Consider the following 16,132-nt stretch of genomic DNA (forward strand, 5'->3'; position numbering starts at 1 on the left):
GGCCAGGATGCCGGGAACAGCCCACGTCACCCTAGCGCCTGCCTCAAGCTTCGACTGTAGGTGCGCTGCAACACTGGCAAAGCATCTCATGCAGTTTGGAACACCTAAAGTTCACTGGCCGTGAACGCCGTTCCGTGGGATGAAGGCAGACGATGACTGCTCCGCTTGCCGCGATCGTCTATTCCTCGGGCTTCCCCATCGACGAACTGATGGCGGAGGTCGCCGATACCCTGAAGCGCGAGGCCGTCCGGCTTGGCGGCGTCGTCCAGCACAACAATGGCGACTGCATGAGCGGCTGCGCCAGCATGGCGCTCGAGGACCTTGCCTCCGGCCGGCTCTTCCCGATCAGCGAGGATCGCGGTGCCGGCTCGGCCGGCTGCCGGCTTGACGCGGCCGGGCTTGCTGCTGCCGGTGCCGCCGTCTCGGGGGCGCTTGCCGGGCCGGTCGACCTCGTGATCGTCAACAAGTTCGGCAAGCAGGAGGTGCTAGGCCAGGGGCTGCGCGCCGAGATCGCCGCCGGCGTCGTCGCCGGCCTGCCGCTCTTGACCGCCGTGCGCGATGACATGCTCGCCGCCTGGTCCGAGTTCGCCGGCGAGGACTGGCAGCGCCTGCCGCCCGAATCTGCCGCGGTGACGGGCTGGGCGATGGCGGCGCTCCGCCAGCCGGCCTGAAGGCTCGCAAGGAAGCATCCCGTGCCTGTTGGCAGCGATTTTCTCGACGATTATCTGATCCGGCCCGACCCGGCCGCCGCGCGGCTCGGCGCGACGGTCACCGGCATCGACCATAGCGGCGCCCGCGTCGAGACCCGCGTCGTCACCGAGCGGGCGTTGACGCTCTACCTGAACAGCCAGGAGATCGTCACCATGATGACGATCGGCGACCATCCCGAATATCTCGCGCTCGGCTATCTCCTCAACCAGAACATGCTCAGGCGCGGCGACCCGGTCGAGGCGGTCGACTACGACGAGGAGCTCGAGGTCGTGGTGGTGCGCACGCCGGAGCGCACCGATTTCGAGCAGAAGCTGAAGAAGAAGACGCTGACTTCCGGCTGCGCACAGGGGACGGCCTTCGGCGACCTGATGGAGGCGATCGACGAGATCGTCTTGCCCAAAGCCGAATTGCGCACCGGCTGGCTCTATGCGCTGACCCGCAAGATCAACACCACCCCCTCGCTCTATCTGGAGGCCGGCGCGATCCATGGCTGCGTGCTCTGCGAGCGTGACAAGCCACTGGTTTATATGGAGGATGTCGGCCGCCACAACGCCGTCGACAAGGTCGCCGGGTGGCTCTTCCGCCACGAGGTCGATCCCGGCAAGATGATCTTCTACACCACCGGCCGGTTGACCTCGGAGATGGTGATCAAGACCGTGCGTATGGGCATCCCGATCCTGGTCTCGCGCTCGGGCTTCACCGAATGGGGCGTCGAACTCGCCCGCAAGGCCGGCCTCACTTTGATCGGCCGCGCCCGCGGCAAGCGTTTCCTGGCGCTGGCCGGCGAGAATCGCATCATCTTCGACCAGGACCCGGACAGCGTCGAGGAGGAGGGCGGCAAGCATCGTCGCAAGGGGTCCGGCGATGACTGATCCCGGCCCGCCGACCCTCGGCCTCCTGCTCGCCGGCGGGCTTGCCCGTCGCATGGGGGGCGGCGACAAGCCGCTGCGTACGATTGCCGGCCGTACGATCCTCGCCCATGTAATCGAGCGGCTGGCGTCGCAATGCGACGGGCTGCTGCTCAACGCCAATGGCGACCCAGCGCGTTTTTCGGAGTACGGCCTGCCCGTGGTCGCCGACAGCGTGCCGGATTTCGCCGGGCCGCTCGCCGGCATCCTCGCTGGGCTCGACTGGCTGGCCGCGAACCGGCCGGGCGCGGAGTGGCTGGTCAGCGTCGCCGCCGACACGCCTTTCATCCCGCGCGATCTGGTGACGCGGCTGCATGCGGCGCGTGCGGAGGCGAATGTCCCGTTCGCCTGCGCCGCCTCGGGCGGTTGGACCCATCCGGTGATCGGGCTCTGGCCGGTCGCGCTGCGCGAGGAACTGCGCCATGCTCTCACCGTCGAGGACGAGCGCAAGATCGACCGCTGGACGGCGCGCCATGGCGTCGTTTCGGTCGAATGGCCGGTCACACCGGTCGACCCCTTCTTTAACGCCAACCGGCCTGATGATCTCGCCGAGGCCGAGCGGCTCCATGCCGCGCTGGGTGATGCTTGATCGGGGGCAGCGCCGCCCCTAGATTCAACTGATAAGCGAAGCTTATTCGCCTGCCTCTGGGGGAAGTCGCATGAAGTCCTTTGCCATCGCCGTCGTCTTCGCCGCCATCGCCGCCTACGGGGCGAGCCTGGTGCTGGCGACCTATCAGCGCCCGGTCGACGTCGCCTACGCGACCAGCAGCGTGCGGCTCTGAAGCTCAGCTTCAGCCTTCCAGCAGCTTTTTCAAGCGCGCGAGATCAGATGCGACCCATTCGGCATCGCGCGCAAACTCGTCATCAGTCATCTCCGGACGCCTGAACAGCGTGAACACCACCTCGCTGCCGCTGCCATTCGGCAGCGCGCGCATCGGGTTGTGCATCGGCGCGCCGTTGTCGGGCACCACGGCGTGGTCGAGCACGCCGTAGCGGTTGGGCTCGCTGAACATCACCCGCATCGGCCCCATCGGTGTCTTCGCGCGATAGGTCATGCCCTCGACATGGCTGAACTCAGCCCCGAGCCCCTCCGCCCATTTCGGGAAGTTCATGGGATCGGCGAGGAAGCCGTAGACCTCCTCGATCGACCGGTCGATCGTGATGCTGATATGGCGCGTTGGCAGGATGGGCATGGTCGCGTCTCCATAGTTTTCACTTAGAACATAACATGAACAAAATTATCTGTCATCGCGGATCGGTGATGGGCCGTGCGCGAGCTCGCCGCGGATCGATCAAGAATCCGCCGGTTTCGCCCGCCCTCTATTCCAGCGGCGACGGATCAGGAGATTCGACATGAAGCAGACCATCGGCTTGGGCCTGGCGATTTTCGTGCAGCACGGGCGTGAGCAGGAGGCCGCGGATTTCTACAGCGAGGCCTTCGAGGCGCGGCAATTCAAGACACACAGGATCGACGGCGAGCTCGCCGGGGTCGAGATGCTCATCGGTGGAACCCGTGTTTCCGTCGCCGGTTCCAATCCGCGCCGCGAGGAGGAACCGTCCTATGGCGGCCCGTTCTTCCCCAAGGCGGCCGGGGCGGTCAGCATGACGATCCTGCTGACGGTTCCCGATATCGAGACCTGTTTCGCGCAAGCGATCGTTGCTGGTGCCGCGCTGCGTGACCGCGTCCAGACCGATACCGAAGGCAGGCGGGTCGCCTCGCTCTTCGATCCGTTCGGCCATATCTGGATGCTGACGGAGCGAGAGGCGGAAGCCGAGAGAGCGTCTTCCGACCAGCTCGTGGCGCAGGCGGATAGGCCTGGTATTTCGGCGCTTCGGGCCTAGCGGTTGGCCTTACTCGATCACGATCCGCGGTGCGGCCCGCGCCGGCCCGGCGAGGCCGGCCTTCACCTGCCGCGCCAGGGCGACATAGGCCTTGGCATGGGGGCTGTCCGGGTCGCTCGCGACGATCGGGCGGCCGCCATCGGAGGTCTCGCGGATCGGCATGGCGAGCGGGATTTCGCCGAGGAAAGGCACGCCCTGCCGCTCCGCCTCATGCCGGGCCCCGCCATGGGCGAAGATGTCCGAGCGGTGGCCGCATTCCGGGCAGATGAAATAGCTCATGTTCTCGACGATGCCGAGGATCGGCACCTCGACCTTCCTGAACATGGCGACGCCGCGGCGGGCATCGAGCAGCGCAAGATCCTGCGGCGTCGAGACGATCACGGCGCCGGCGAGCGGGGTCTGCTGGGCCATGGTGAGCTGGGCGTCGCCGGTGCCGGGCGGCATGTCGACGACGAGCACGTCAAGCTCGCCCCAGGCGACCTCGCGTAGCATCTGGGTGATCGCCGAGATCACCATCGGCCCGCGCCAGATCATCGGCGTTTCCTCGTCAATCAGGAAGCCGATCGACATGATCTTCAGGCCATAGGCCTCCATCGGCGCGAGTGTGCGGCCCGAGACCAGCCGCGGCTTGCCGGTGATGCCGAAGATTTTTGGCACGGACGGGCCGTAGATGTCGGCATCGAGCACGCCGACCTTGAGGCCGAGCGTCGCCAGGCCGACGGCGAGATTGGCGGTGGTGGTCGACTTGCCGACACCGCCCTTGCCGCTCGCCACCGCGATGATCTGCTTGACGCCGGGAATGCCGGCCGCCTTCGGCACCGGACCGCCGGGTGCAGGCTGGCCATGCGCCTGTCGGCGCGCCTCGGCCGCTTGCGAGGGCGCGCGCCCCGGCACCTTGTCGGCAGTAAGGCCGACCAAGACCTGCGTTACGCCGGGAATGCCGCCGATCGCGCTTTCGGCCGCCTTGCGCACGGGCTCCATCGCGCCGGCTTCGGTCGCATCGATGCCGATCGCGAAGATCACCTTGCCGTCGTTGATCAGGATGTCGCCGATGCGGCCTGACGCCGCCAGCGATTGCCCGCTCGCCGGTAGCTTCACCAGCTCGAGCGCGCGCAGGATGTCGTTTTGCGAAAGGGCCACGATCTGGGCTCCGATTGTTGCGCGACGCTAGGCCGCGGCCTTGCGGATGTGGAAGACCAGCAACTCGCCCTCGCGGCTGCTCAGTTCGATCGCGTCCCCGGTCTCGCGCGTCAGGTTCGGGATGTCGATCGCCGCCATCGGGTCGGTGCATTCGACCAGGAAGAGATCGCCGGGAGCCGCGCTTTTCAACGCCTTGCGCACGCGTAGGGCGGGGAGGGGGCACTTCAGGCCGCGCAGATTGAGCGGGATGGAAGACATGGGCGAAGGCCAATCGAACGATGTTGCGCTTCATATGATGGCTTTTCGCGTGGGAGCAACAGCACCTATCCTTCTCCCCTCGGGGGAGAAGGTGTCTGCGAAGCAGACGGATGAGGGAAGTTATGCGCCGACGCCTTTCATGCCCTCATCCGTCAGCGCTGCGCGCTGCCACCTTCTCCCCCGAGGGGAGAAGGGTTCGCCTGGCAGTCCTCGCGCTTGTCCTTGCAACAATGCCTGCTTCCGCTCAGGAACTGCGCGGCCATGGTGGGCCGGTACGCGCTGCGGCCGTCTCGGCCGATGGTACGCTGGCGCTGACCGGCTCCTTCGACCAGTCGGCGATCCTATGGGACCTCGCCCGCGGCAGCGCGATCAAGGTGCTGCGTTTCCATCAGGGCGCGGTCAATGCCGCCATCACCGTGAACGGCCTCGGCTTCGCCACGGGCGGCGAGGACGGCAGGATCGCACTCTGGCGCGGCGATGCGCCCGAGCCGGCGAAGGTCATCGAAGGGCACAAGGGGCCGGTCGCGGCGCTCGCAATCTCGCCGGAAGGGCAGCACCTCGCCTCCGCCTCCTGGGACGGGACGGTGCGCGTCACCGCTCTGGCCGACGGCGCGGCCCGGGTGCTCGAAGGCCATCAGGGTCCGGTCAACGGCGTCGCCTTCGCTCCGGGCGGCATGGTCGTCTCCTCCGGCTATGACGCGACCTTGCGGCTTTGGCCGGCGGATCGCGGGGCGCCGTTGATCGTCACCACGCCGGCGCCGCTCAACGGCGTCGTCGTCGCGCCCGATGGCGAGATCGTCGCCGCCGCTGCCGATGGCCGCCTGCGCCTGTTCGGCCCGGACAGCGCCCAGCGCGCCGAGATCGTCGTCGGCGACACCCCGCTGATCGCACTCGCAATCTCGCCCGACGGCGCCACGATCGCCGCCGGCGGCCTGCGCGGTCAGGTCGCTCTGATCGACCGCAAGGCGCGCAGCATCCGCGCCACGCTGGTCGGACCTGGCCTGCCGGTCTGGTCGCTCGCTTTCCTGCCGGACGGCAAGCATCTCCTGTCCGGCGGCGCCGACCGGCTGGTCCGGCGCTGGAACGCCGTCACTGGCGAGCATGTCGGGGCGGTGGTGCCGCGGGCCGGCGAGGATGCGCTCGCCGGCTTCCAAGCCGAGCGGGGCGCGCAGGTCTTCCGCGCCTGCGCGGCTTGTCACACCTTGACGCCGGCGGATGGCAATCGCGCCGGTCCCACTCTGCACGGCATCTTCGGCCGCCGGATCGCCACAGCGCCAGCTTATGCCTATTCCGACGCGCTCAAGGGCATGGACATCGTCTGGAGCAAGGAGAGCGTCGCGAAGCTGTTCGAGATCGGCCCGAACGCCTACACGCCCGGCACCAAGATGCCGGAGCAGACCATCGGCTCGGCGGAAGACAGGCAGGCGCTGGTCGACTGGCTGGAGAAGGTGACGCGCTGAGCTAGCCCAGCGGATCCTCGCCTCGTTCCGCCCGCTCGCGCAGATAGTCGTCGGTGGTGCGCACCGGCGGGCGCTGCGGCGAGAGGTGCGGGTCGAAGCTCTCGTTGACCACGGCCTCGACCCGGCAATCCTCGCACATGCGCAGGATCGAGGCGCGCTTGGCGCCTTCGCCAGCGAACATCCAGTGCTTGTTCTCGAGCTTGGCCGCGATCTTCTCGATCGTGCTGCGGACGCCGAACGGCTTGGCGCAGGCGATGCAGTGGAACGGCTCCTCCTGCTTGACGATCCGGCGGCCGCCCTTCCAGGCGTCGAAATCGACGCGTGGCTCCAGCGTGATCACCTTTTCCGGGCAGGTCGCGGAGCAGAGCCCGCACTGCACGCAGAGGTCTTCCTGGAAAGTGAGCGTCGGCCGCTCCGGGTTGTCGCCGAGTGCGCTGACCGGGCAGGCGGAGACGCAGGCGAGGCAGAGCGTGCAACCCTCCGTGTCGACATGAACAGTGCCGAAGGGCGCGCGCGGCGGCATCGCCACGTTTGCCACGGGCGTCGGCGCGGCGGCGTGCAATTCGCCGATCGCCTGGCGCAGCAGCGGCCGGCCGCTTCCCATCGGCCGGAAGCGGGCGGGCTGCGCGGCGCTCGTTCCGGGCGCGACCTTCGACAGGGCGGCGGCGAGCGCGTCGGGATCGTCGGTCTCGATCAGCGCGGCGCGGGCCTCGCCATAGCCGAGCGCGCCGGCAAGAGCATTGGCGTAGTCGAGATTGCGGGTGAGACCGGACAGATCGTGCTTCGGCTTGGCCCGGCCGAGCACGCGGATGGCCGACGCGCCGAAGGCGAGCGCAGCGGCGAAGCTTTCCAGTCCGAGCTGCGTGATCTCGTTGACACGCAGGGGCAAAACCCGCGCCGGCAGACCGGCGCCGTGGCGGGCGAGCGCCTCGATCAGGGGCTCGCCATGGTCGCCGTCGTGCAGCAGCACGACCGGCTCGCGCCCGCCGGCCTCGGCATAGGTGACGAGCAGCGTCCGCAGCTTCCGCAGCAGCGCATCGGCCGGCGGCAGCGCGTAGGTCACCGCGCCGGTCGGGCAGACGGCGGCGCAGGCGCCGCAGCCGGCGCAGATCTCAGCGGAGATCGCGACATGGTCGCCGGCCGGGGTGATCGCGCCGGTCGGGCAAAGTTCGAGGCAGCGCGTGCAACCGGCTTTCTGCGAGCGGGCATGGGCGCAGAGGCCTTCGTTCAGGGCGATATAGGCCGGCTTGTCGAACTCGCCGAGGAGCCCGCTCGCCTGGAAGGCGAGCCGCTCGACCGCGGCCGCATCGCGTGGATCGGCGCGCAGATAGCCGGCGCGGAGGTCACCGGCCGGGAAGAGCGGCGTGCCGCCAGAGACGTCGATCACGACATCGCATTGCGAGACCGCGCCATTGCGCGGCGCCTCGAAGATGAGCTTGCCGCGCGAGGACGGGCTCGGCGCGGCATAGTCGTTGACGGTGAGCTCGAAGGCGCCGAGCCAGCCGCTCGCCTGCGCGATCGTGCCCTTCAGCACCGGGAATTCGTCGCTGCGCGGTGGCGCGATCTCGCTTGGGCGCGACAGCAGCACGGTGACGTCGAGATGCTCGGCGAGCCGATGCGCCAGCGTGATCGCGATCTCGTCGCGGCCATAGATCAGCGCGACGCCTTTGCTGGTCAGCGTGGTGAAGGAGGCCGGCGGCATGGGTTCGCTCGCCGCGGCGAGCAGGGCGGCCATCTTCGGGCCGGCGGCCCTGGCCTCGTCCGACCAGCCGGCCTGTTCGCGGATGTTGGTGAAGATGAGATCGCCGGTGTAATCGAGGTCTGCAGCGATCTCCTCAAAGAGCGGCGCCTCCTGCGTGCAGGCGACGGTGATTGCATCGCTCTTAGCCAGCATGGCGTGGAAGCGTTCGACCTGGCTGCGGCAGAGGTGGCGATGCTCGCTGACCGCAGCACCGCTGCAGCCGCGCCGGATCGCCGCGCCATCGAGCGGCATCGTGTCTTCGCACGAGCAGACCATCAGCGTGCGGGCGACATCGGTCATCGAGCAGGCATCCTCAAGATCGCAGCAGCGTCTTTGGTCGCGCTTGCGATAATCTCATCTTATATGGAATTGGAATGGCTCCAAAGAAGCAAGCCTTCCTTGGGATGAGACGTTAGGCGGCGGGTGATGGCGGCAGGGCCGATCAGGCAGGACGATCTCAGGCGCGAGCCGGTGCTGCCGCCGGGCTTTTCGCTCGTCACCCTGCGTGAATCCGGCGATGCCTTCGCCCATGCGCAGGCGATTGCGGCCGAGGCTGGCGCCGCGACTTTGGTCTGGGTGCGACGTTTCGACATCGTCGAGTTCGCGGTGGTGCTGGAGCCCGATGCCATCCTCGCCGAGGCCCGGCTCGCCCACTACCTCGCCATGAACGCGCTTGCCGATGCGCTTGCCGTGCATTCGCCGCCGGAGCGGCCGGTGCTGTTCCGCTGGCCGGATGCGCTGACCTATGATCTCGGCCTGATCGGCGGCGGGCGCCTCGGCTGGCCGGCTGGTTGCCCGGAAGGGCAGGTGCCGGATTGGCTCGTCTTCGGCGCCATGGTCCGGGCGACCACGATGTCGCCCTTCGAACTCGGCCAGACCGGCGTCGGCATGGCCGAGGAAGGGTTCGAGGAGGTCGATGCCGTCGACCTGATCGAGGCCTTCTGCCGCCATCTCATGCTCGGTGTCAGCCACTGGCAGGAGGAGGGAGCTAAGGCGGCGGCGCGGCGCTGGCTCGATCGGCTCGAAAAGGTGGTTGGCGTCCGCCACGGCATCGAGCCGAACGGCGATCTGATCGCGACCTCGCAGTTTGGCACCGAGCGCCGGAGCATGGTCGAGGCTCTGGCCAGGATCGACTGGCTCGACCGTGACAGCGGAGCGCCGAAGCTGTGAGCGCTCTCAAGCTCCCCCGCGCGATCCGGCTCGATCCGTCGGACAGCTTCGTCTTCCGCAAGGCGGCAGAGGCCGGCGAATGGCTGGTCACCGGCTCCTTCCTGTTCACGCCGGAAAGCGTCGCTGAACTCGACACCAAGGGCCGCGTCGCCTTCCGCTCCGGCTTCCTCGGCATCGACAGCTTCGGCTGGAGCACGCTTGCGGTCGTCACCGAAGTGACGGTGGAGGAACGCCAGGAAGCGGTTGCCCAGCTTGCGACGCAACTCGTCGACAAACTCGGCGCGCCCGATCTCGCGGCCGCGCGGGCTGCCGCGGAGGAGGAGATCGCCTTCGCCGCCTCGCTCTGTGATCATCCGGCGCAGACCTTGCTCGCTTTGCATCGCACGCTCGATGATGGCGAGATCCGCGAGCGCTTCCGGACCTTAATGCCGCGCGGCGATACGCCGAAGGATGCGTTCCGCGCCTTCGAGTTCGTCGAGACCGATGGCGAGGACGAGCCGCAGGAGCAGGTCGACCTGATGCAGTTGATCAAGGACGCGCCGCGATGACCCATTTCTGGGCGAGCTCCGGCCATCTCCTGCTCGACCGCGAGGAAGGCGGCGGGCTCGTCGTCACCGATGATTTCCTGAAAGCCTATCTGGCGCGGCCGGAAGTGCTGCCGCCGGAAGAGGCCTGCGCAGCCGAGCGGGCGCTGCATGCCCGGCTGATGGCGCAGCCGCAGGCGGGGGTCACAGAACGCGAGGTCGCGGCCATCGCCGATGCCGATGCGCGCGAGAACTGGCGCTTCCTGCTCGGCTGGCGCGGGCGGCTGCTGGCGGCGCCGACCTTGCAGGGCGCCTATGCCGGGATCATCCGCCGCGGCGTCTCCGGCATTCCGCCGGTGTTCCTCGACCAGCTCGTCCACGTCATCCTGCGGGCCGGGCTCGACGAAGAGAGCGACCCCTTCGTGGTGCGCGCCGCCGAATGCCTGTTCCGGCCGCAGCGCGTCACCCTGCACGAGAACACGATCCTGCTCGCCGATGCCGAGATGATCGAGGGGCACGAGACCGACCGGCATGCCTCGCCCTTGCTCGCCATGCTGGGCGGTCCGGCCGTGACCTCGCTCGATATCCTCAAGCAGGCGGATGCCGACCGCTATTGGCAGCGCTCGGACGCTTTCGACATGGTGCTCGATTTGGGCGGCAAGCCCTCGGGCCGCGTCGCGCTCGGCAAGGCGATCGCGCACTGGATCCGGCAGATCCATGGTTTCGAGGTCGCGATTGAAGCCGTCGAGACTGTCCGCGATGCCGATTGGCGCTGGTTCGTCGGCCTCGATGCGCAGGCGACGGCGATCGGCAATGCACTCTGGAAGGGCGAGGCGCTTGATGAGGACAAGGCCTCGCGCCTGATCGCGCTCTATCGTCTGACATTGCCACCGGAGGTGCCGGTGCTACCGGCGGCCAAGGGGGCACCCATCTATCTGATGTTGGCAATGGACGGCGACCGGACCGTCCGGATGAAGCCGCAGAACCTGGTGACCGGCCTGCCACTCGCCGTGCACGAGATGGTGAACTGAGGACGAGGCCATGCAGCAGCATCACGAGGTCGGTGTCGTGGTCGAGCGGCGCAAGCTCGATTCGCCCTGGGCCGACCATGCCTGGGCGCCGATCGCGGTGCTGCCCGAGCCGCCGCCGCTCGCGCCCTGGAGCCGGCTCGCCGGCGATGACAGGCGCGAGCGGTTCTATCTCGGTTCGGCCGTGCTGACCTTGCATTCGGTCGACACCGCCCATTTTCGCGAGAACTTCGCAACAGGCCAGGCCAGGCTCTGGGTCTCCGTCAGGCCGACCGGGATCGAGCCGGCGCTGGAGCTGGTCGGCGTCACCGCCGATCCGTCCGAGGGCGAGGTCTTCCTTGAGAATGTCGATGATATCGTCGAGGCTGTGCCGATGCCGGCCGCGATTGCTGAGGCCGTGCTCGCCTTCTTCGAGGTGCATCATGTCGAGCGCGAATTCGTCAAGCGCAAGAGGACCGAGCATGATCCGCGCAAGGGCGGATTGCGGCCGCGCCCGGGCATCGATCGCGGAGAGGATTGATGTCACGCCCCGATGACGAGGATCAGGGCGAAGGGTTTCTCGGCCGCTGGGCGCGCCGCAAGAAAGAGGCGCAGCAGCCGGCTGTGCCGGTTGTCACAGAGTCGCCAGTTCAACCGGTTGTCTCGGCTGACCCCGCTGCGCCTGCACCAGAGCCCGAGATGGTCGAGCCGCCTTCGCTCGATCTCGTCGACAAGGATTTCGACCTCGCTCATTGGCTGAAGCAGAACGTACCCGAGGAGTGGAAGCTCAAGGCGCTGCGGCGCGCCTGGGAGAGCGATCCGATGATCTCCAGCTATCTCGACCCGGCCCGTGACTACGCGCTCGACTGGAACACGCCGGGTGGCGCGCCGGGCTATGGGCCGCTCAGCGAGTCGGACAATGTCGAGGAGATGCTGGCCAACATCTTCGGCAAGCCGCCCGAGCCGGTTGCCGACCCGACCGAGGCGGTGCGTAACGACGTCGCAGTTGTTCGACCTTCGTCTAATGACGAGAGCGGGTCTGATTCTGCTGCGGCGCAGCAGGGTTTGGCAACGGCGGCTGACGATCCCCAGCCGGTGCGGTTGAGCGACGAGGGTGTTTCCCGAAAATCTACTGAAAATGCTGCTGAAACAGGTGGTTCTTCAGGCGGCAATTCTGTTGCAGCGCAAAAAACACCCGAAATTCCACCGTCCCAGCAACGCTCGAGACGACGCGGCGGCGGTGCGACACCGCTCTGAGCTTCAGTTCAGAACAATTGCAATCTAGAACGATAAGGTCTCATTATCACTGCATGTTCCGGCGCCTCCAGGCGTGCCGGTGCGGGATTGGAGACGCCTTCGTTCATGCGGGACCAGGCTCTGGAGCGGGCGATCGAAGCGGCCGGCGGCGTGCGTGCGCTGGCGCGGGCGGTCGGCGTCTCGCAGCCGGCGATCTCGACCTGGAAGCGCGTCCCGGCGGATCGCGTGCTTTCAGTGGAAGCTCTGACAGGGGTCTCGCGAAACGACCTTCGACCTGACCTCTATCCGCACGAGCCGATCATCATCGAGGCCCCTGCGCCTGCGATCGACGAGATCGACGCCGCCCGCGCCGAGGAGTTCGAGCTGATCGGTGCGCTGCTCTGGCGTGCTCCCACAGCCGAGACGCTGGCCGCCCTGCAGGGCCTGCGCGGCGACGCCTCGCCGCTCGGTATGGCCCATCTGGCGCTGGCCGAGGCGGCCGCCGAGGCGAGCCCCGAGCAGGTCCGCGACGAGTTCTTCCAGCTTTTCATCGGCGTCGGCCGCGGCGAGCTCCTGCCTTACGCCTCCTACTACCTCACCGGCTTCCTGCATGAGCGCCCACTGGCTCTGGTGCGCGAGGACATGGGCAAGCTCGGTCTCGCCCGGGCCGAGCGCGTCGGCGAGCCCGAAGACCATATCGCCGTGCTGATGGATATCGAGGCCAAGCTGATCCGTGGCGAGGTCTCGGGCGAGGGGGTCGACGAGGCCTCCTTCTTCGCCCGCCATATCCGGCCCTGGGCCGACCGCTTCTTCGCCGATCTCGAAACCGCCGAGACGGCGCGCTTCTACCGCGCCGTCGGCCGGGTCGGCAGCCTCTACCTTTCGATCGAGACGCAGGCCGCGAGCCTGCCCGCATGATTTACGGCACGGAGGAGACGACGATGTCGCAGAAGAGCAAGGAGACGGCTCTCGACCGCCGCAACTTCTTCAAGGCGCTCGGCGCCGGCGCGACGGTGGCCGTCGCTCCCGTCGCGATCACGCCTGCCGCCGCCGTCGACCCCGGCAAGGACGAGACGAAGGCGCGCTATCGCGAGAGCGAGCACGTCAAGGACTTCTACCGCGTCAACCGTTACTGAGGAGGCGGCGTCATGCTGATCAAGCGTAAATCCGCCGACGTCCAGCGCGGCCGCCTGCAGAGCGCCCTTGGAGGCCTCGCCTCCGGCGTGATGGATCGCCGCTCCTTCCTGCGCCGCTCCGGCCTGGTCGCCGGCGGTGTCGCGGCCGCTGGCGCGCTGCAGATCGGCGCCGTTCGCAAGGCCGAGGCCGCCGAGCTCGGCCCGGCCACCGGCACCAAGGTCGTCAAGAACATCTGCACGCATTGCTCGGTGGGCTGCACTGTCCGCGCCGAGGTCAACAACGGCGTCTGGGTCGGCCAGGAGCCGGCCTGGGAAAGCCCGATCAATCGCGGCAGCCATTGCGCCAAGGGTGCCTCGGTGCGCGAGCTCGTCCATGGCGACCGCCGCATCAAGTACCCGATGAAGCTGGTCGACGGGCAATGGCAGCGCCTGTCCTGGGACCAGGCGGTCAACGAGATCGGCGACAAGATGATGGAGATCCGGGCCAAGTCCGGCGCGGATTCCGTCTATCTGCTCGGCTCGGCCAAGTTCTCCAATGAAGGCTCCTACCTGTTCCGCAAGTTTGCAGCCTTCTGGGGCACCAACAACGTCGACCATCAGGCGCGCATCTGCCACTCGACCACGGTCGCGGGCGTCGCGAACGTCTGGGGCTACGGCGCCATGACCAATTCCTACAACGACATCCGCAATTCGAAGACCGTGCTGTTCATGGGCTCGAACGCGGCCGAGGCGCATCCGGTCTCGATGCAGCACATCCTGACCGGCAAGGAGCAGCAGCGCGCCAACGTCATCGTCTTCGATCCGCGCCTGACCCGCACTGCGGCGCACGCCACCGATTATGTCCGCTTCCGCTCCGGCACCGACATCGCGGTGATCTGGGGCTTGATGTGGCACATCTTCAAGAACGGCTGGGAGGACAAGGCCTTCATCGCGGCGCGCGTCCACGGCATGGACGACGTCCGCAAGGAGGTCGAGAAATACGATCCCAAGACGGTCGAGGACATCACCGGCGTCCCCGGCGAGCAGATGAAGCGCGTCGCCCAGACCTTCGCCACGGTGAAGCCGGCGACCTTCGTCTGGTGCATGGGCGTGACCCAGCACTCGGTCGGCACGGCCAATGTCCGCGCCATCTGCACGCTCCTGCTGGCGACCGGCAATGTCGGCGCGCGCGGCACCGGCGCCAACATCTTCCGCGGCCACTGCAACGTCCAGGGCGCGACCGACTTCGGCTTGGATATCTCGAACCTGCCTTGCTATTACGGCCTGGTCGAAGGCGCCTGGCGCCATTGGGCCCGCGTCTGGGGCGTCGATTACGACTATTTCGTCTCGCGCTTTGACGAGGTTCCGGCCAAGGGCGGCCGCGCTGCACGCACCCGCAAGCAGAACATGGAGACCTCTGGCCACACCTCGACCCGCTGGTTCGATGCAGCCAATCTGCCGGCCGAGCAGGTCGATCAGAAGGACAATCTCAAGGCCATGTTCGTCATGGGCCATGGCGGCAACACCATCCCGCGCATGCCCGATGCCGTGAAAGGCCTCGAGAAGCTTGAGCTGCTCGTGGTCTGCGATCCGCACCCGACCAATTTCGTCTCGCTCGGCGGGCGCAAGAACGGCACTTACATCCTGCCGATCTGCACCCAGTTCGAGACCTCGGGCTCGCGCACCTGCTCCAACCGCTCGGTGCAATGGGGCGAGAAGGTCGTCGAACCGATCTTCGAATCCGCCAGCGACTATGCGGTCATCTATAAATTCTCGCAGAAGCTCGGCTTCGCCACCGAGATGTTCCGGCCCTACGAGATGGTTCAGGGCAAGATCGGGCTGGAGCCGACGGCTGAATCGATCCTCAGGGAGATCAACCGCGGCGGCTGGTCGACCGGCTATACTGGTCAGTCGCCCGAGCGCCTGAAGCTGCACATGGCGAACCAGGACAAGTTCGACATCGTGACGTTGCGCGGCGCCAAGGGCTCGCCGGTCGAGAACGATTTCTACGGCCTGCCCTGGCCGTGCTGGGGCACGCCCGAATACAAGCACCCGGGCACGCACATCCTCTACAATACCTCGCTCGCGGCCAAGGATGGCGGCGGCACCTTCCGCCCGCGTTTCGGCCTCACCCGCGAGCGCACGTTGCCCGATGGCAGCAAGGTCGAGGACACCCTGCTCGCCGAGGGTGGCTCCTACTCGCTGAACTCGGACATCAAGGATGGCTACCCCGAGTTCACCATGGGGGTGCTGAAGAAGCTCGGCTGGGACAAGGACCTGACGCCGGCGGAGCTGGCGACGATCTCCTGGATCGGCGGCAACACGATCGACACCGTCTCCTGGTCGACCGACCTGTCGGGCGGCATCCAGCGCGTCGCGATGGAGCATGGCTGCGTGCCCTACGGCAACGGCAAGGCCAGAGCCAATGCCTGGAATCTGCCTGATCCGGTGCCGGTCCACCGCGAGCCTATCTATTCGCCGCGCGTCGATCTCGTGGCGAAATGGCCGGCCAGGCCGGACGAACGCACGCTGCGCATCCCGAACCTGCACACCTCCGTGCAGAAGGCGGCGGTCGAGAAGGGCATCGCCAAGTCGTTCCCGATCGTGCTGACCTCCGGCCGCCTCGTCGAATACGAGGGCGGCGGCGAGGAGACGCGCTCGAACAAGTGGCTGGCCGAGCTGCAGCAGGACATGTTCGTCGAGATCAACACGGCGGATGCGGCCGAGCGCGGCATCAGGGACGGTGCGATGGTCTGGGTCACCGGCCCGGAGAACAACTCCAAGGCCAGGGTCAAGGCGCTGGTCACCGAGCGGGTCGGCAAGGGCGCGGCCTTCATGCCCTTCCATTTCGGCGGCTTCTTCCAGGGCGTCGACCAGCGCGGCAACTACCCCAAGGGGCTGGATCCGATCGTGCTCGGCGAGTCCGTCAACACGATCACCACCTATGGCTACGACCCCGTGACCGCCATGCACGAAGGCAAGGTCACGCTCTGCCAGATCGCGGCGGCGTGAGGAGGAAC

Annotated in this window: 18 protein-coding genes; 14 read left to right on the top strand and 4 right to left on the bottom strand. The window is 67.4% G+C overall.

Going from position 1 to position 16,132, the window contains the following annotated elements; translation table 11 throughout:
* The first annotated feature begins 152 nt into the window (after positions 1-152).
* The 4 genes from GV161_RS16890 to GV161_RS31355 all read left to right on the top strand — a co-directional run bounded on the left by GV161_RS16890 (position 153) and on the right by GV161_RS31355 (position 2,401).
* On the top strand, positions 153-671 hold the full coding sequence (locus GV161_RS16890) for a DUF2478 domain-containing protein (RefSeq protein ID WP_152016795.1): 519 nt from the start codon (positions 153-155) through the stop codon (positions 669-671).
* A gap of 54 nt (positions 672-725) precedes the next feature.
* Positions 726-1,583, top strand: coding sequence for a formate dehydrogenase accessory sulfurtransferase FdhD (locus tag GV161_RS16895; protein WP_244624296.1), 858 nt, complete (start codon positions 726-728; stop codon positions 1,581-1,583).
* Entirely contained in the window at positions 1,576-2,208 is a 633-nt protein-coding gene (mobA, locus tag GV161_RS16900; RefSeq protein ID WP_152016797.1) for a molybdenum cofactor guanylyltransferase MobA, read from the top strand. The genes GV161_RS16895 and mobA overlap by 8 nt, the downstream gene beginning before the upstream one ends.
* A gap of 70 nt (positions 2,209-2,278) precedes the next feature.
* Positions 2,279-2,401, top strand: coding sequence for a hypothetical protein (locus tag GV161_RS31355; protein ID WP_280179062.1), 123 nt, complete (start codon positions 2,279-2,281; stop codon positions 2,399-2,401).
* Positions 2,402-2,410: 9 nt separating this feature from the next.
* Here the strand turns inward: GV161_RS31355 and GV161_RS16905 are convergent, their stop codons facing one another.
* Positions 2,411-2,812: an SRPBCC family protein gene (locus tag GV161_RS16905; RefSeq protein WP_152016798.1), complete on the bottom strand. Its 402-nt coding sequence runs from the start codon at positions 2,810-2,812 to the stop codon at positions 2,411-2,413.
* Positions 2,813-2,972: 160 nt separating this feature from the next.
* On the opposite strand from GV161_RS16905, the gene GV161_RS16910 reads away from it, so the two are divergent.
* Positions 2,973-3,461, top strand: a complete 489-nt coding sequence (locus GV161_RS16910; RefSeq protein WP_152016799.1) for a VOC family protein — start codon at positions 2,973-2,975, stop codon at positions 3,459-3,461.
* A gap of 9 nt (positions 3,462-3,470) precedes the next feature.
* Here GV161_RS16910 and GV161_RS16915 read toward each other — a convergent pair whose 3' ends face one another.
* Both GV161_RS16915 and GV161_RS16920 read right to left on the bottom strand, forming a co-directional pair.
* Complete coding sequence (locus tag GV161_RS16915) at positions 3,471-4,601, bottom strand: Mrp/NBP35 family ATP-binding protein (protein ID WP_152016800.1); 1,131 nt, start codon at positions 4,599-4,601, stop codon at positions 3,471-3,473.
* A gap of 27 nt (positions 4,602-4,628) precedes the next feature.
* Positions 4,629-4,859 (bottom strand): sulfurtransferase TusA family protein, encoded by a 231-nt coding sequence (locus tag GV161_RS16920; RefSeq protein WP_152016801.1) that lies wholly within the window; start codon positions 4,857-4,859, stop codon positions 4,629-4,631.
* A 230-nt stretch (positions 4,860-5,089) separates the two neighbouring features.
* On the opposite strand from GV161_RS16920, the gene GV161_RS16925 reads away from it, so the two are divergent.
* Positions 5,090-6,319 (top strand): c-type cytochrome, encoded by a 1,230-nt coding sequence (locus GV161_RS16925; RefSeq protein WP_244624246.1) that lies wholly within the window; start codon positions 5,090-5,092, stop codon positions 6,317-6,319.
* A 1-nt stretch (position 6,320) separates the two neighbouring features.
* Here GV161_RS16925 and GV161_RS16930 read toward each other — a convergent pair whose 3' ends face one another.
* A complete protein-coding gene (locus tag GV161_RS16930; protein ID WP_152016803.1) occupies positions 6,321-8,360 on the bottom strand; it encodes a 4Fe-4S binding protein in 2,040 nt (679 codons plus the stop codon).
* A gap of 126 nt (positions 8,361-8,486) precedes the next feature.
* Here GV161_RS16930 and GV161_RS16935 point away from each other — a divergent pair, with 126 nt between their 5' ends.
* The 8 genes from GV161_RS16935 (at position 8,487) to GV161_RS16970 (ending at position 16,124) form a co-directional block, all read left to right on the top strand.
* Positions 8,487-9,230, top strand: coding sequence for a biotin/lipoate--protein ligase family protein (locus GV161_RS16935; RefSeq protein WP_152016804.1), 744 nt, complete (start codon positions 8,487-8,489; stop codon positions 9,228-9,230).
* On the top strand, positions 9,227-9,778 hold the full coding sequence (locus GV161_RS16940; RefSeq protein WP_152016805.1) for a DUF6505 family protein: 552 nt from the start codon (positions 9,227-9,229) through the stop codon (positions 9,776-9,778). The genes GV161_RS16935 and GV161_RS16940 overlap by 4 nt, the downstream gene beginning before the upstream one ends.
* Positions 9,775-10,785, top strand: coding sequence for a DUF6352 family protein (locus tag GV161_RS16945; RefSeq protein ID WP_152016806.1), 1,011 nt, complete (start codon positions 9,775-9,777; stop codon positions 10,783-10,785). Before GV161_RS16940 ends, GV161_RS16945 begins: the two co-directional genes overlap by 4 nt.
* 10 nt (positions 10,786-10,795) lie before the next feature.
* On the top strand, positions 10,796-11,302 hold the full coding sequence (locus GV161_RS16950; RefSeq protein WP_152016807.1) for a DUF3305 domain-containing protein: 507 nt from the start codon (positions 10,796-10,798) through the stop codon (positions 11,300-11,302).
* Positions 11,302-12,018, top strand: a complete 717-nt coding sequence (locus tag GV161_RS16955; protein ID WP_152016808.1) for a DUF3306 domain-containing protein — start codon at positions 11,302-11,304, stop codon at positions 12,016-12,018. Before GV161_RS16950 ends, GV161_RS16955 begins: the two co-directional genes overlap by 1 nt.
* Before the next feature lie 105 nt (positions 12,019-12,123).
* A complete protein-coding gene (locus tag GV161_RS16960; RefSeq protein WP_152016809.1) occupies positions 12,124-12,915 on the top strand; it encodes a Cro/CI family transcriptional regulator in 792 nt (263 codons plus the stop codon).
* Positions 12,916-12,938: 23 nt separating this feature from the next.
* Positions 12,939-13,133 carry a formate dehydrogenase gene (locus GV161_RS16965; RefSeq protein ID WP_152016810.1) on the top strand — a complete coding sequence of 65 codons (195 nt, stop codon included), beginning with the start codon at positions 12,939-12,941 and terminating at the stop codon, positions 13,131-13,133.
* Between the two features lie 12 nt (positions 13,134-13,145).
* Positions 13,146-16,124: a formate dehydrogenase subunit alpha gene (locus GV161_RS16970; RefSeq protein WP_152016811.1), complete on the top strand. Its 2,979-nt coding sequence runs from the start codon at positions 13,146-13,148 to the stop codon at positions 16,122-16,124.
* Positions 16,125-16,132 lie beyond the last annotated feature (8 nt).

The organism is Bosea sp. 29B, assembly GCF_902506165.1.
Taxonomy (GTDB): Bacteria; Pseudomonadota; Alphaproteobacteria; order Rhizobiales; family Beijerinckiaceae; genus Allobosea.